This is a genomic window from Staphylococcus sp. SM3655 (genome assembly GCF_016917315.1).
GTDB lineage: Bacteria > Bacillota > Bacilli > Staphylococcales > Staphylococcaceae > Staphylococcus > Staphylococcus aureus.
The window spans coordinates 2,231,820-2,251,036 of sequence record NZ_CP070305.1 but is presented as its reverse complement, the minus strand read 5'-3'; the positions used below and the strand labels follow the sequence as shown (position 1 = coordinate 2,251,036).

General features: G+C 36.2%; 1 protein-coding gene (only partly in view). It reads left to right on the top strand.

The features are described 5' to 3' along the window. Nucleotides 1-303: 303 nt before the first annotated feature. Nucleotides 304-19,217, top strand: the 5' portion of a protein-coding gene (gene ebh, locus JQN76_RS10935) for a hyperosmolarity resistance protein Ebh (protein ID WP_205397774.1). 12,493 nt of this gene lie beyond the right edge of the window; 18,914 of the gene's 31,407 nt are visible here — the first part of the coding sequence; it begins with the start codon at nucleotides 304-306; the stop codon falls past the right edge of the window.

The window sequence follows — 19,217 nt, the reverse complement described above, 5'->3', positions numbered from 1 at the left end:
GGGATTGGTTTTTTATTACTCTTTTACGCTACTTTATTTATAATTATTATAAATTGTCACAAGTTCAATTTACCTTACAATATATTTTGTGTTATTATATTCTGGAGCATAATAAATTGTTCAACACATAGTTGTAATGTGTTTCAATACTATTTGGATAGATTGCGAAATTGTATTGAATCGTCATCGTTTTAAATTTTTAAATGAGAATGGAATGAGCATTACAATATACAAGCAATCAAAAGTAAATACATTCACAACACAACAGAGACATAACAACAAGATAAGGAGTGAACAATAGCTGTGAATTATCGTGATAAAATTCAAAAGTTTAGTATTCGTAAATATACAGTTGGTACATTTTCAACTGTCATTGCGACATTGGTATTTTTAGGATTCAATACATCACAAGCACATGCTGCTGAAACAAATCAACCAGCAAGCGTGGTTAAACAGAAACAACAAAGTAATAATGAACAGACTGAGAATCGAGAATCTCAAGTACAAAATTCTCAAAATTCACAAAATGTTCAATCATTATCTGCTACTCATGAAAATGAGCAACCAAATATTAGTCAAGCTAATTTAGTAGATCAAAAAGTAGCGCAATCATCTACTACTAATGATGAACAACCAGCATCTCAAAATGTAAATACAAAGAAAGATTCGGCAACGGCTGCGACAAAACAACCAGATAAAGAACAAAGTAAGCATAAACAAAACGAAAGTCAATCTGCTAATAAAAATGGAAACGACAATAGAGCGGCTCATTTAGAAAATCATGAAGCAAATGTAGTAACAGCTTCAGATTCATCTGATAATGGTAACGTACAACATGACCGAAATGAATTACAAGCATTTTTTGATGCAAATTATCATGATTATCGCTTTATTGACCGTGAAAATGCAGATTCTGGCACATTTAACTATGTAAAAGGCATTTTTGATAAGATTAATACGTTATTAGGCAGTAATGATCCAATAAACAATAAAGACTTGCAACTTGCATACAAAGAATTGGAACAAGCTGTTGCTTTAATTCGTACATTGCCTCAACGTCAACAAACTAGCCGTCGATCAAACAGAATTCAAACGCGTTCTGTTGAGTCTAGAGCTGCAGAGCCTAGATCAGTATCAGACTATCAAAATGCAAATTCATCATATTATGTTGAAAATGCTAATGATGGTTCAGGATATCCTGTAGGTACATATATCAATGCTTCTAGTAAAGGGGCGCCATATAATTTACCAACTACACCATGGAATACATTGAAGGCCTCTGACTCAAAGGAAATTGCTCTTATGCCAGCGAAACAAACTGGAGATGGCTACCAATGGGTTATTAAGTTTAATAAAGGACATGCTCCACATCAAAATATGATTTTCTGGTTTGCATTACCAGCAGACCAAGTGCCAGTAGGAAGAACTGACTTTGTAACAGTTAATTCAGATGGAACAAATGTACAATGGAGTCATGGAGCAGGTGCAAATAAACCACTTCAACAAATGTGGGAATATGGAGTAAATGATCCTGATCGTTCACATGACTTTAAAATAAGAAATAGAAGTGGCCAAGTAATATATAGCTGGCCAACTGTCCATGTTTATTCTTTAGAAGATTTATCTAGAGCGAGTGATTATTTTAGTGAAGCTGGAGCAACAGCTGCTACTAAAGCATTTGGTAGACAAAATTTTGAATATATTAATGGTCAAAAACCTGCTGAATCACCGGGTGTTCCTAAAGTTTATACTTTCATCGGTCAAGGTGATGCAAGTTATACAATTTCATTTAAAACACAAGGTCCAACTGTTAATAAATTGTACTATGCAGCAGGTGGGCGTGCTTTAGAGTACAATCAATTATTTATGTACAGTCAACTATACGTCGAATCAACGCAAGACCATCAACAACGTCTTAATGGTTTAAGACAAGTGGTTAATCGTACATATCGCATAGGTACAACTAAACGTGTAGAAGTGAGTCAAGGAAATGTACAAACGAAAAAGGTATTAGAAAGTACAAACCTAAATATAGATGATTTTGTTGATGATCCATTAAGTTATGTTAAGACGCCGAGTAATAAAGTGTTAGGTTTTTACCCAACTAATGCAACTACTAACGCTTTTAGACCGGGGGGCGTTCAGGAATTAAATGAATATCAATTAAGTCAATTATTTACTGATCAAAAATTACAAGAAGCAGCAAGAACTAGAAACCCAATAAGATTAATGATTGGTTTCGACTATCCTGATGGTTATGGTAATAGTGAAACTTTAGTTCCTGTTAACTTAACGGTATTACCTGAAATCCAACATAATATTAAATTCTTTAAAAATGACGATACTCAAAATATTGCTGAAAAACCATTTTCAAAACAAGCTGGGCATCCAGTTTTCTATGTATATGCAGGTAACCAAGGGAATGCTTCCGTGAATTTAGGTGGTAGCGTAACATCTATTCAACCATTACGTATTAATTTAACAAGTAATGAGAACTTTACAGATAAAGATTGGCAAATTACAGGTATTCCGCGTACATTACACATTGAAAATTCGACAAATAGACCTAATAATGCCAGAGAACGCAATATTGAACTTGTTGGTAACTTATTACCAGGGGATTACTTTGGTACGATACGTTTTGGACGTAAAGAACAATTATTCGAAATTCGTGTTAAACCACATACACCAACAATTACAACGACAGCTGAGCAATTAAGAGGTACAGCATTACAAAAAGTGCCTGTTAATATTTCGGGAATACCGTTGGATCCATCGGCATTGGTTTATTTAGTTGCACCAACAAATCAAACTACGAATGGTGGTAGTGAGGCAGATCAAATACCATCTGGTTATACGATACTTGCGACTGGTACACCTGATGGGGTGCATAATACAATTACTATACGACCGCAAGATTATGTTGTATTCATACCACCTGTAGGTAAACAAATTAGAGCAGTAGTTTATTATAATAAAGTAGTTGCATCTAATATGAGTAATGCTGTTACTATTTTGCCAGATGACATTCCACCAACAATCAATAATCCTGTTGGAATAAATGCCAAATACTATCGAGGCGACGAAGTCAACTTTACAATGGGAGTCTCTGATAGACATTCTGGTATAAAAAATACAACTATTACTACTTTGCCGAATGGTTGGACATCAAATTTAACTAAATCCGACAACAAAAACGGCTCATTAGCTATTACAGGTAGAGTCTCTATGAATCAGGCGTTTAACAGTGATATTACATTTAAAGTATCAGCGACAGATAATGTCAATAATACGACAAATGATAGTCAATCTAAACATGTGTCAATTCATGTAGGTAAAATTAGTGAAGATGCTCATCCGATTGTATTAGGAAATACTGAGAAAGTTGTAGTAGTCAATCCGACTGCTGTATCTAATGATGAAAAGCAAAGAATAATTACTGCCTTTATGAATAAAAACCAAAATATAAGAGGATATTTAGCATCAACTGATCCAGTAACTGTCGATAATAATGGTAATGTCACATTACATTACCGTGATGGCTCATCGACAACGCTTGATGCTACAAATGTGATGACATACGAACCAGTTGTGAAACCTGAATACCAAACTGTCAATGCTGCTAAAACAGCAACGGTAACGATTGCTAAAGGACAATCATTTAATATTGGTGATATTAAACAATATTTTACTTTAAGTAATGGACAAGCTATTCCAAATGGCACATTTACAAATATTACATCTGATAGAACTATTCCAACTGCACAAGAAGTTAGTCAAATGAATGCAGGTACGCAGTTATATCATATAGTTGCTTCAAATGCATATCATAAAGACACTGAAGATTTCTATATTAGTTTAAAAATCGTTGATGTGAAACAACCTGAAGGCGATCAACGTGTATATCGTACGTCAACATATGATTTAACTACTGATGAAATCTCAAAAGTAAAACAAGCATTTATTAATGCAAATAGAGATGTAATTACGCTTGCCGAAGGTGATATTTCAGTTACAAATACACCTAATGGTGCTAATGTAAGTACTATTACAGTAAATATTAATAAAGGTCGATTAACGAAATCATTCGCGTCAAACCTAGCTAATATGAATTTCTTGCGTTGGGTTAATTTCCCACAAGATTATACAGTGACATGGACGAATGCAAAAATTGCAAACAGACCAACAGATGGTGGTTTATCATGGTCTGATGACCATAAATCTTTAATTTATCGTTATGATGCTACATTAGGTACTCAAATTACGACGAATGACATTTTAACAATGTTAAAAGCAACAACTACAGTGCCTGGATTGCGAAATAACATTACTGGTAATGAAAAATCACAAGCAGAAGCTGGCGGAAGACCTAACTTTAGAACGACTGGTTATTCACAATCAAATGCGACAACTGATGGTCAACGTCAATTTACGTTGAATGGTCAAGTGATTCAAGTGTTAGACATCATCAACCCTTCAAACGGTTATGGTGGGCAACCTGTTACAAATTCAAATACTCGTGCAAACCATAGTAATTCAACTGTTGTTAACGTAAACGAACCGGCAGCTAATGGTGCTGGCGCATTTACAATTGACCACGTTGTAAAAAGTAATTCTACACATAATGCAAGTGATGCAGTTTATAAAGCACAGTTATACTTAACGCCATATGGTCCAAAACAATATGTTGAACATTTAAATCAAAATACAGGAAATACTACTGACGCTATTAACATTTATTTTGTACCAAGTGATTTAGTGAATCCAACAATTTCAGTAGGTAATTACACTAATCATCAAGTGTTCTCAGGTGAAACATTTACAAATACGATTACAGCGAATGATAACTTTGGTGTGCAATCTGTAACTGTACCAAATACATCACAAATTACAGGTACTGTTGATAATAACCATCAACATGTTTCTGCAACGGCACCAAATGTGACATCAGCAACTAGTAAGACAATCAATTTATTAGCAACTGATACAAGTGGTAATACAGCTACAACTTCATTCAATGTAACAGTGAAACCTTTGCGTGATAAATATCGAGTTGGTACTTCATCAACGGCTGCTAATCCTGTGAGAATTGCCAATATTTCGAATAATGCGACAGTATCACAAGCTGATCAAACGGCAATTATTAATTCATTAACGTTTACTGAAACAGTACCAAATAGAAGTTATGCAAGAGCAAGTGCGAATGAAATCACTAGTAAAACAGTTAGTAATGTCAGTCGTACTGGAAATAATGCCAATGTTACAGTAACTGTTACTTATCAAGATGGAACAACATCAACAGTGACTGTACCTGTAAAGCATGTCATTCCAGAAATCGTTGCACATTCGCATTACACTGTACAAGGCCAAGACTTCCCAGCAGGTAATGGTTCTAGTGCATCAGATTACTTTAAGTTATCTAATGGTAGTGCCATTCCAGATGCGACGATTACTTGGGTAAGTGGTCAAGCGCCAAATAAAGATAATACACGTATTGGTGAAGATATAACAGTAACTGCACATATCTTAATTGATGGTGAAACAACGCCGATTACGAAAACAGCAACATATAAAGTAGTAAGAACTGTACCGAAACATGTCTTTGAAACAGCCAGAGGTGTTTTATACCCAGGTGTTTCAGATATGTATGATGCGAAACAATATGTTAAGCCAGTAAATAATTCTTGGTCGACAAATGCGCAACATATGAATTTCCAATTTGTTGGAACATATGGTCCTAACAAAGATGTTGTAGGCATATCTACTCGTCTTATTAGAGTGACATATGATAATAGACAAACTGAAGATTTAACTATTTTATCTAAAGTTAAACCTGACCCACCAAGAATTGACGCAAACTCTGTGACATATAAAGCAGGTCTTACAAACCAAGAAATTAAAGTTAATAACGTATTAAATAACTCGTCAGTAAAATTATTTAAAGCAGATAATACACCATTAAATGTCACAAATATTACTCATGGTAGTGGTTTTAGTTCGGTTGTGACAGTAAGTGACGCGTTACCAAATGGCGGAATTAAAGCAAAATCTTCAATTTCAATGAACAATGTGACGTATACGACGCAAGACGAACATGGTCAAGTTGTTACAGTAACAAGAAATGAATCTGTTGATTCAAATGACAGTGCAACAGTAACAGTGACACCACAATTACAAGCAACTACTGAAGGCGCTGTATTTATTAAAGGTGGCGACGGTTTTGATTTCGGACACGTAGAAAGATTTATTCAAAACCCGCCACATGGGGCAACGGTTGCATGGCATGATAGTCCAGATACATGGAAGAATACAGTCGGTAACACTCATAAAACTGCGGTTGTAACATTACCTAATGGTCAAGGTACGCGTAATGTTGAAGTTCCAGTCAAAGTTTATCCAGTTGCTAATGCTAAGGCGCCATCACGTGATGTGAAAGGTCAAAATTTGACTAGTGGAACGGATGCGATAAACTACATTACATTTGATCCAAATACTAACACGAATGGTATTACAGCGGCTTGGGCAAATAGACAACAACCAAATAATCAACAAGCTGGCGTTCAAAACTTAAATGTCGATGTAACATATCCAGGCATTTCAGCTGCGAAACGTGTTCCTGTAACTGTAAACGTATATCAATTTGAATTCCCTCAAACTAGTTATACGACAACAGTTGGTGGCACTTTAGCAAGTGGTACACAAGCCTCTGGTTATGCACATATGCAAAATGCTACAGGTTTACCAACAGATGGATTTACGTATAAATGGAATAATGCAGCAACAGGTACAAATGACGCAAACTGGGCAGCTATGAATAAACCGAATGTGGCTAAAGTCGTTAATGCAAAATATGACGTCATCTATAACGGACATACATTTGCAACATCTTTACCAGCGAAATTTGTAGTAAAAGATGTCCAACCGTCGAAACCAACTGTGACTGAAACAGCGGCAGGAGCGATTACTATTGCACCTGGTGCGAACCAAACAGTCAATACACATGCTGGTAATGTTACGACATATGCTGACAAATTAGTTATTAAACGTAATGGAAGTGTTGTAACGACATTTACACGTCGTAATAATACGAGCCCATGGGTGAAAGAAGCATCAGCAGCTAATGTAACAGGTATTGTTGGAACTAATAATGGTATTACTGTTGCAGCAGGTACTTTCAATCCTGCTGATACAATTCAAGTTGTTGCAACACAAGGTAGTGGCGAAACAATCAGTGACGAGCAACGTAGTGATGATTTCACAGTTGTCGCACCACAACCGAACCAAGCGACTACGAAAATTTGGCAAAATGGTAATATTGATATCACGCCTAATAACCCATCAGGTCATTTAATTAATCCAACTCAAGCAATGGATATTGCTTACACTGAAAAAGTGGGTAATGGTGCAGAACATAGTAAGACACTTAGTGTTGTTCGTGGTCAAAATAATCAATGGACAATAGCTAATAAACCTGACTATGTAACGTTAGATGCACAAACTGGTAAAGTGACGTTTAATGCCAACACTATCAAGCCGAATTCAACAATCACAATTACACCGAAAGCAGGTACTGGTCACTCAGCAAGCAGTAATCCAAGTACATTAACTGCACCGGCAACACATACTGTCAATACAACTGAAATTGTGAAAGATTATGGTTCAAATGTAACAGCTGCTGAAATCAACAATGCAGTTCAAGTATCAGAAAAACGCAATGCAACGATTAAAAACGGCACAGCAATGCCTACAAATTTAGCTGGTGGTAGTACAACGACGATTCCTGTAACAGTAACTTACAATGATGGCAGTACTGAAGAAGTGCAAGAGTCAATTTATACAAAAGCGGATAAACGTGAGTTAATCACAGCTAAAAATCATTTAGATGATCCAGTAAGCACTGAAGGTAAAAAGCCAGGTACAATTACGCAGTACAATAATGCAATGCATAATGCGCAACAACAAATCAATACTGCGAAAACAGAAGCACAACAAGTGATTAATAATGAGCGTGCAACACCACAACAAGTTTCTGACGCACTAACTAAAGTTCGTGCAGCACAAACTAAGATTGATCAAGCTAAAGCATTACTTCAAAATAAAGAAGATAATAGCCAATTAGTAACGTCTAAAAATAACTTACAAAGTTCTGTGAACCAAGTACCATCAACTGCTGGTATGACGCAACAAAGTATTGATAACTATAATGCGAAGAAGCGTGAAGCAGAAACTGAAATAACTGCAGCTCAACGTGTTATTGACAATGGCGATGCAACTGCACAACAAATTTCAGATGAAAAACATCGTGTCGATAACGCATTAACAGCATTAAACCAAGCGAAACATGATTTAACTGCAGATACACATGCCTTAGAGCAAGCAGTGCAACAATTGAATCGCACAGGTACAACGACTGGTAAGAAGCCGGCAAGTATTACTGCTTACAATAATTCGATTCGTGCACTTCAAAGTGACTTAACAAGTGCTAAAAATAGCGCTAATGCTATCATTCAGAAGCCAATAAGAACAGTGCAAGAGGTACAATCTGCGTTAACAAATGTAAATCGTGTCAATGAGCGATTAACGCAAGCAATTAATCAATTAGTACCTTTAGCTGATAATAGTGCTTTAAGAACTGCTAAGACGAAACTTGATAAAGAAATCAATAAATCAGTAACTACTGATGGTATGACACAATCATCAATCCAAGCATATGAAAATGCTAAACGTGCGGGTCAAACAGAATCAACAAATGCACAAAATGTTATTAACAATGGTGACGCGACAGACCAACAAATTGCCACAGAAAAAACAAAAGTAGAAGAAAAATATAATAGCTTAAAACAAGCAATTGCTGGATTAACTCCAGACTTGGCACCATTACAAACTGCGAAAACTCAGTTGCAAAATGATATTGATCAGCCAACGAGTACGACTGGTATGACAAGCACATCTGTTGCTACATTTAATGAAAAACTTTCAGCAGCTAGAACTAAAATACAAGAAATTGATCGCGTACTGGCATCTCATCCAGATGTTGCAACGATTCGTCAAAACGTGACAGCAACAAATGCTGCTAAAACAGCACTTGATCAAGCACGTAATGGCTTAACAGTCGATAAAGCACCTTTAGAAAATGCGAAAAATCAACTACAACATAGTATTGACACGCAAACAAGTACAACTGGTATGACACAAGACTCTGTAAATGCTTATAATGCGAAGTTAACGGCTGCACGTAATAAGGTTCAACAAATCAGTCAAGTATTAGCAGGTTCACCGACTGTAGATCAAATTAATACAAATACGTCTGCAGCAAATCAAGCTAAATCTGATTTGGATAATGCACGTCAAGCTTTAACACCAGATAAAGCGCCGCTTCAAAATGCGAAAACGCAATTAGAACAAAGCATTAATCAGCCAACAGATACAACAGGTATGACGACCGCTTCGTTAAATGCGTACAACCAAAAATTACAAGCAGCGCGTCAAAAGTTAACTGAAATTAATCAAGTGTTGAATGGCAATCCAACGGTCCAAAATATCAATGATAAAGTGGCAGAGGCAAACCAAGCTAAGGATCAATTAAATACAGCACGTCAAGGTTTAACATTAGATAGACAACCAGCGTTAACAACATTACATGGTGCATCTAACTTAAACCAAGCACAACAAAATAATTTCACGCAACAAATTAATGCTGCTCAAAATCATGCTGCGCTTGAAACAATTAAGTCTAACATTACGGCTTTAAATACTGCGATGACGAAATTAAAAGACAGTGTTGCGGATAATAATACAATTAAATCAGGTCAAAATTACACTGACGCAACACCAGCTAATAAACAAGCGTATGATAATGCAGTTAATGCGGCTAAAGGTGTCATTGGAGAAACGACTAATCCAACGATGGATGTTAACACAGTGAACCAAAAAGCAGCATCTGTTAAATCGACGAAAGATGCTTTAGATGGTCAACAAAACTTACAACGTGCGAAAACAGAAGCAACAAATGCGATTACGCATGCAAGTGATTTAAACCAAGCGCAAAAGAATGCATTAACACAACAAGTGAATAGTGCGCAAAATGTTCAAGCAGTAAATAATATTAAACAAACAACTCAAAGCTTAAACACTGCAATGACAGGTCTAAAACGTGGCGTTGCTAATCATAACCAAGTCGTACAAAGTGATAATTATGTCAACGCAGATACTAACAAGAAAAATGATTATAACAATGCATACAACCATGCGAATGACATTATTAATGGTAATGCACAACATCCAGTTATAACACCAAGTGATGTTAACAATGCCTTATCAAATGTCACAAGTAAAGAACATGCATTGAATGGTGAAGCTAAGTTAAATACTGCGAAACAAGAAGCGAACACTGCATTAGGTCAATTAAATAACTTGAATAATGCACAACGTCAAAACTTACAATCGCAAATTAATGGTGCGCATCAAATCGAGACAGTTAATACGATTAAGCAAAATGCAACAAACTTAAATAGTGCAATGGGTAATTTAAAACATGCTGTTGCAGATAAAGATCAAGTCAAACGTACAGAAGATTATGCGGATGCAGATTCATCTAAACAAAATGCATATAATAGTGCCGTTTCAAGTGCCGAAACAATCATTAATCAAACAACAAATCCAACGATGTCTGTTGATGATGTTAATCGTGCAACTTCAGCTGTTACTACTAATAAAAATGCATTAAATGGTGATGAAAAATTAGCACAATCTAAAACAGATGCTGCAAGTGCAATAGATGCATTACCACATTTAAATAATGCACAAAAAGCAGATGTTAAATCTAAAATTAATGCTGCATCAAATATTGCTGGCGTAAATACTGTTAAACAACAAGGTACAGATTTAAATACTGCGATGGGTAACTTGCAAGGTGCGATCAACGATGAACAAACGACATTAAATAGTCAAAATTATCAAGATGCGACACCAAGTAAGAAAACAGCATACACAAATGCGGTACAAGCTGCGAAAGATATTTTAAATAAATCAAATGGTCAAAATAAAACGAAAGATCAAGTTACTGAAGCGATGAATCAAGTGAATTCGGCTAAAAATAACTTAGATGGTACGCGTTTATTAGATCAAGCGAAGCAAACAGCGAAACAGCAGTTAAATAATATGACGCATTTAACAACTGCACAAAAAACGAATTTAACAAACCAAATTAATAGTGGTACTACTGTCGCTGGTGTTCATACGGTTCAATCAAATGCCAATACATTAGATCAAGCCATGAATACGTTAAGACAAAGTATTGCCAACAAAGATGCGACTAAAGCAAGTGAAGATTACGTAGATGCTAATAATGATAAGCAAACAGCATATAACAACGCAGTAGCTGCTGCTGAAACGATTATTAATGCAAATAGTAATCCAGAAATGAATCCAAGTACGATTACACAAAAAGCAGAGCAAGTGAATAGTTCTAAAACGGCACTTAACGGGGATGAAAACTTAGCTACGGCAAAACAAAATGCGAAAACGTACTTAAACACATTAACGAGTATTACAGATGCTCAAAAGAACAATTTGATTAGTCAAATTACTAGTGCGACAAGAGTGAGTGGTGTTGATACTGTAAAACAAAATGCACAACATCTAGATCAAGCTATGACTAACTTACAAAATGGTATTAACAACGAATCTCAAGTGAAATCATCTGAGAAATATCGTGATGCTGATACAAATAAACAACAAGAGTATGATAATGCTATTACTGCAGCGAAAGCGATTTTAAATAAACAACATGGTCCAAACACTGCGCAAAATGATGTTGAAGCAGCATTACGACGTGTGAATACTGCGAAAAATGCATTGAATGGCGATGCAAAATTAATTGCAGCTCAAAACGCAGCGAAACAACATCTAGGTACTTTAACGCATATCACTACAGCACAACGTAATGATTTAACAAATCAAATTTCACAAGCTACAAACTTAGCTGGTGTTGAATCTGTTAAACAAAGTGCGAATAGTTTAGATGGTGCAATGGGTAACTTACAAACTGCTATCAACGATAAATCTGGAACATTAGCAAGCCAAAACTTCTTGGATGCTGATGAGCAAAAACGTAATGCTTACAATCAAGCTGTATCGGCTGCCGAAACCATTTTAAATAAACAAACTGGACCGAATACAGCGAAAACTGCAGTCGAACAAGCACTTAATAATGTTAATAGTGCGAAACATGCATTAAATGGTACGCAAAACTTAAATAATGCAAAACAAGCTGCGATTACAACAATCAATGGGGCATCTGATTTAAATCAAAAACAAAAAGATACATTAAAAGCACAAGCTAATGGTGCTCAACGCGTTTCTAATGCACAAGATGTACAGCGCAATGCGACTGAACTGAACACAGCAATGGTCTCATTAAAACAAGCCATCGCAGATAAGACGAATACGTTAGCAAGCAGTAAATATGTTAACGCCGATAGCACAAAACAAAATGCATACACAACTAAAGTTACCAATGCTGAACATATTATTAGCGGTACGCCAACGGTTGTTACAACTCCTTCAGAAGTAACAGCTGCAGCTAATCAAGTAAACAGCGCGAAACAAGAATTAAATGGTGACGAAAGATTACGTGAAGCAAAACAAAACGCCAATACTGCTATTGATGCATTAACACAATTAAATACACCTCAAAAAGCTAAATTAAAAGAACAAGTGGGACAAGCCAATAGATTAGAAGACGTACAAACTGTTCAAACAAATGGACAAGCATTGAACAATGCAATGAAAGGCTTAAGAGATAGTATTGCTAACGAAACAACAGTCAAAGCAAGTCAAAACTATACAGACGCAAGTTCGAATAACCAATCAACATATAATAGCGCTGTGTCAAATGCGAAAGGTATCATTAATCAAACTAACAATCCGACTATGGATGCTAGTGCGATTACCCAAGCTACAACACAAGTGAATAATGCTAAAAATGGTTTAAACGGTGCTGAAAACTTAAGAAATGCACAAAACACTGCTAAGCAAAACTTAAATACATTATCACACTTAACAAATAACCAAAAATCTGCAATCTCAACACAAATTGATCGCGCAGGTCATGTGAGTGAGGTAACAGCTGCTAAAAATGCAGCAACTGAGTTAAATACGCAAATGGGCAACTTGGAACAAGCTATCCATGATCAAAACACAGTTAAACAAGGTGTTAACTTCACTGATGCAGATAAAGCTAAACGTGATGCGTATACAAATGCGGTAAGCAGAGCAGAAACAATTTTGAACAAAACGCAAGGTGCAAATACGTCTAAACAAGATGTTGAGGCGGCTATTCAAAATGTTTCAAGTGCTAAAAATGCATTGAATGGTGATCAAAACGTTACAAATGCGAAGAATACAGCTAAACATGCATTAAATAACTTAACGTCAATTAATAATGCTCAAAAACGTGACTTAACAACTAAAATTGATCAAGCAACAACAGTAGCTGGTGTTGAAGCGGTATCTAATACAGGTACACAATTGAATACAGCGATGGCTAACTTGCAAAATGGTATTAATGATAAAGCGCATACTTTAGCGAGCGAAAACTATCATGATGCTGATTCAGATAAGAAAACTGCTTATACTCAAACCGTTACGAACGCAGAAAATATTTTAAATAAAAATAGTGGATCAAATTTAGATAAAGCTGCCGTTGAAAACGCGTTGTCACAAGTGACAAATGCGAAAGGTGCCCTAAATGGTAACCATAATTTAGAGCAAGCTAAATCAAATGCAAACACTACTATAAACGGCCTTCAACATTTAACAACTGCACAAAAAGATAAATTGAAACAACAAGTGCAACAAGCACAAAATGTTGCAGGTGTAGATACTGTTAAATCAAGTGCCAACACATTAAATGGTGCTATGGGTACGTTAAGAAATAGCATTCAAGATAACACAGTTACGAAAAATGGCCAAAACTATCTTGATGCTACAGAAAGTAACAAAACAAACTATAACAATGCTGTTGATAGTGCTAATGGTGTCATTAACGCAACAAGCAATCCAAATATGGATGCTAATGCAATTAACCAAATCGCTACACAAGTGACATCAACGAAAAATGCATTAGATGGTACACATAATTTAACGCAAGCGAAACAAACAGCAACAAATGCCATCGATGGTGCTACTAACTTAAATAAAGCGCAAAAAGATGCGTTAAAAGCACAAGTGACAAGTGCGCAACGTGTTGCAAATGTAACAAGTATCCAACAAACTGCAAATGAACTTAATACAGCTATGGGTCAATTACAACATGGTATTGATGATGAAAATACAACAAAACAAACTCAAAAATATCGTGACGCTGAACAAAGTAAGAAAACTGCTTATGATCAAGCTGTAGCTGCTGCGAAAGCAATTTTAAATAAACAAACTGGATCAAATTCAGATAAAGCAGCAGTTGACCGTGCATTACAACAAGTAACAAGTACGAAAGATGCATTGAATGGTGATGCGAAACTGGCAGAAGCGAAAGCGGCAGCTAAACAAAACTTAGGTACTTTAAACCATATTACAAATGCACAACGTACTGCGTTAGAAGGTCAAATCAATCAAGCGACGACTGTTGATGACGTTAATACTGTGAAAACAAATGCCAATACATTAGACGGCGCAATGAATAGCTTGCAAGGTTCAATCAATGATAAAGATGCTACATTAAGAAATCAAAATTATCTTGATGCGGATGAATCAAAACGAAATGCATATACTCAAGCTGTCACAACAGCTGAAGGCATTTTAAATAAACAAACTGGTGGTAACACATCTAAAGCAGACGTTGATAATGCATTAAATGCAGTTACAAGAGCGAAAGCGGCTTTAAATGGTGCTGAAAACTTAAGAAATGCGAAAACTTCAGCAACAAATACGATTAATGGTTTACAACACTTAACACAATTACAAAAAGACAACTTGAAGCATCAAGTTGAACAAGCGCAAAATGTAGCTGGTGTAAATGGTGTTAAAGATAAAGGTAATACGTTAAATACTGCCATGGGTGCATTACGTACAAGTATCCAAAATGATAATACGACGAAAACAAGTCAAAATTATCTTGATGCATCTGATAGCAACAAAAATAATTACAATACTGCTGTAAATAATGCAAATGGTGTTATTAATGCAACGAACAATCCAAATATGGATGCTAATGCGATTAATGGCATGGCAAATCAAGTCAATACAACAAAAGCAGCGTTAAATGGTGCACAAAACTTAGCTCAAGCTAAAACAAATGCGACGAACACAATTAACAACGCACATGACTTAAACCAAAAACAAAAAGATGCATTAAAAACACAAGTTAACAATGCACAACGTGTGTCTGATGCAAATAACGTTCAACGTACAGCTACTGAATTGAACGGCGCGATGACAGCACTTAAAGTAGCTATTGCTGATAAAGAAAGAACAAAAGCAAGCGGTAATTATGTCAATGCTGATCAAGAAAAACGTCAAGCGTATGATTCAAAAGTGTCGAACGCTGAAAATATTATTAGTGGTACACCGAATGCGACATTAACAGTCAATGACGTAAATAGTGCGGCATCACAAGTCAATGCGGCTAAAACAGCATTAAATGGTGATAACAACTTACGTGTAGCGAAAGAGCATGCCAACAATACAATTGACGGCTTAGCACAATTGAATAATGCACAAAAAGCAAAATTAAAAGAACAAGTTCAAAGTGCAACTACATTAGATGGCGTTCAAACTGTTAAAAATAGTTCTCAAACGTTGAATACAGCGATGAAAGGCTTAAGAGATAGTATTGCGAATGAAGCAACAATTAAAGCAGGTCAAAACTACACTGACGCAAGTCCAAATAATCGTAACGAGTACGACAGCGCAGTTACTGCAGCAAAAGCAATCATTAAACAAACATCGAACCCAACGATGGAACCAAATACTATTACGCAAGCAACATCACAAGTGACAACTAAAGAACATGCATTAAATGGTGCGCAAAACTTAGCTCAAGCTAAGACAACTGCGAAAAACAACTTAAATAACTTAACATCAATTAACAATGCACAAAAAGATGCGTTAACGCGTAGCATTGATGGTGCAACAACAGTAGCTGGTGTAAATCAAGAAACTGTCAAAGCAACAGAATTAAATAACGCAATGCATAGTTTACAAAACGGTATCAATGATGAGACACAAACAAAACAAACTCAGAAATACCTAGATGCAGAGCCAAGTAAGAAATCAGCTTATGATCAAGCTGTAAATGCAGCGAAAGCAATTTTAACAAAAGCTAGTGGTCAAAATGTAGACAAAGCAGCAGTTGAACAAGCATTACAAAATGTAAACAGTACGAAGACGGCGTTGAACGGTGATGCGAAATTAAATGAAGCTAAAGCCGCTGCGAAACAAACGTTAGGTATATTAACACACATTAATAATGCACAACGTACAGCGTTAGATAATGAAATTACACAAGCAACAAATGTTGAAGGTGTTAATACAGTTAAAGCCAAAGCGCAACAATTAGATGGTGCTATGGGTCAATTAGAAACATCAATTCGTGATAAAGACACGACGTTACAAAGTCAAAATTATCAAGATGCTGATGATGCTAAACGAACTGCTTATTCTCAAGCAGTAAATGCAGCAGCTACAATTTTAAATAAAACAGCTGGCGGTAATACACCTAAAGCAGATGTTGAAAGAGCAATGCAAGCTGTTACGCAAGCAAATACTGCATTAAACGGTATTCAAAACTTAGAACGTGCGAAACAAGCTGCTAACACAGCGATTACAAATGCTTCGGACTTAAATACAAAACAAAAAGAAGCATTAAAAGCACAAGTAACAAGTGCAGGACGCGTATCTGCAGCAAATGGTGTTGAACATACTGCGACTGAATTAAATACAGCGATGACAGCTATAAAACGTGCCATTGCTGATAAAGTTGAGACAAAAGCTAGTGGTAACTATGTCAATGCTGATGCGAATAAACGCCAAGCATATGATGAAAAAGTGACAGCTGCAGAACATATCGTTAGTGGTACATCAACACCAACGTTAACACCGTCAGATGTTACAAATGCAGCAACACAAGTAACGAATGCGAAGACGCAGTTAAACGGTAATCATAATTTAGAAGTAGCGAAACAAAATGCTAACACTGCAATTGATGGTTTAACTTCTTTAAATGGTCCGCAAAAAGCAAAACTTAAAGAACAAGTGGGTCAAGCGACGACGTTGCCAAATGTTCAAACTGTTCGTGATAATGCACAAACATTAAACACTGCAATGAAAGGTCTACGAGATAGCATTGCGAATGAAGCAACGATTAAAGCAGATCAAAACTACACAGATGCAAGTCAAAACAAACAAAATGACTACAACAATGCAGTCACTGCAGCAAAAGCAATCATTGGTCAAACAACTAGTCCATCAATGAATGCGCAAGAAATTAATCAAGCGAAAGACCAAGTGACAGCTAAACAACAAGCGTTAAATGGTCAAGAAAACTTAAGAACTGCGCAAACAAATGCGAAGCAACATTTGAATGGCTTAAGTGACTTAACTAATGCACAAAAAGATGCAGCGAAACGCCAAATCGAAGGTGCAACGCATGTTAATGAAGTAACACAAGCGCAAAATAATGCGGACACATTAAATACAGCTATGACGAACTTGAAAAATGGTATTCAAGATCAAAATACGATTAAGCAAGGTGTTAACTTCACTGATGCAGATGAAGCGAAACGTAATGCATATACAAATGCAGTGACGCAAGCTGAACAAATTTTAAATAAAGCACAAGGTCCAAATACTGCAAAAGACGGTGTCGAAACTGCGTTACAAAATGTACAACGTGCTAAAAACGAATTGAACGGTAATCAAAATGTTGCGAACGCTAAGACAACTGCGAAAAATGCATTGAATAACCTTACATCAATTAATAATGCACAAAAAGCAGCATTGAAATCACAAATTGAAGGTGCGACAACAGTTGCAGGTGTAAATCAAGTGTCTACAATGGCATCTGAATTAAATACTGCAATGAGCAACTTACAACGTGGTATTAATGACGAAGCAGCTACAAAAGCAGCTCAGAAATATACTGATGCAGATAGAGATAAACAAACTGCATACAATGATGCTGTAACAGCAGCTAAAACGTTATTAGATAAAACAGCTGGTTCAAATGACAATAAAGTAGCCGTTGAACAAGCATTACAACGTGTGAATACTGCTAAAACAGCATTAAATGGTGACGCGCGATTAAATGAAGCGAAGAACACAGCTAAACAACAAGTAGCGACAATGTCACATTTAACTAATGCTCAAAAAGCAAACTTAACAGAACAAATTGAACGCGGTACAACTGTTGCTGGTGTTCAAGGCATCCAAGCAAATGCTGGTACTTTAAATCAAGCAATGAATCAATTAAGACAAAGTATTGCTTCTAAAGATACGACTAAATCAAGCGAAGATTATCAAGACGCGAATGCAGATCTACAAAATGCATACAACCATGCAGTATCTGATGCTGAGGGTATTATTAGTGCAACGAATAATCCTGAAATGAATCCAGATACGATTAATCAAAAAGCGAGCCAAGTTAATAGTGCGAAGTCAGCATTGAACGGTGATGAAAAATTAGCAGCTGCAAAACAAACTGCGAAAACAGATATCGGTCGTTTGACAGACTTGAACAATGCACAACGAACTGCGGCAAATGCTGAAGTGGATCAAGCACCAAATCTTGCAGCTGTCACAGCGGCTAAAAATAAAGCAACATCGTTAAACACAGCGATGGGTAATTTGAAACATGCACTTGCTGAAAAGGATAATACGAAACGTAGTGTCAATTACACAGATGCGGATCAACCAAAACAACAAGCGTATGATACTGCAGTTACACAAGCAGAAGCAATTACTAATGCAAATGGCATTAACGCGAATGAAACACAAGTTCAAGCAGCGCTTAACCAATTGAATCAAGCTAAAAACGACTTGAATGGTGATAATAAAGTTGCTCAAGCGAAAGAAACAGCAAAACGTGCATTAGCTTCATATAGTAACTTGAATAACGCGCAATCAACTGCAGCAACTAGTCAAATTGACAATGCAACGACAGTAGCAGACGTAACTGCTGCACAAAATACTGCTAATGAATTAAATACAGCAATGGGTCA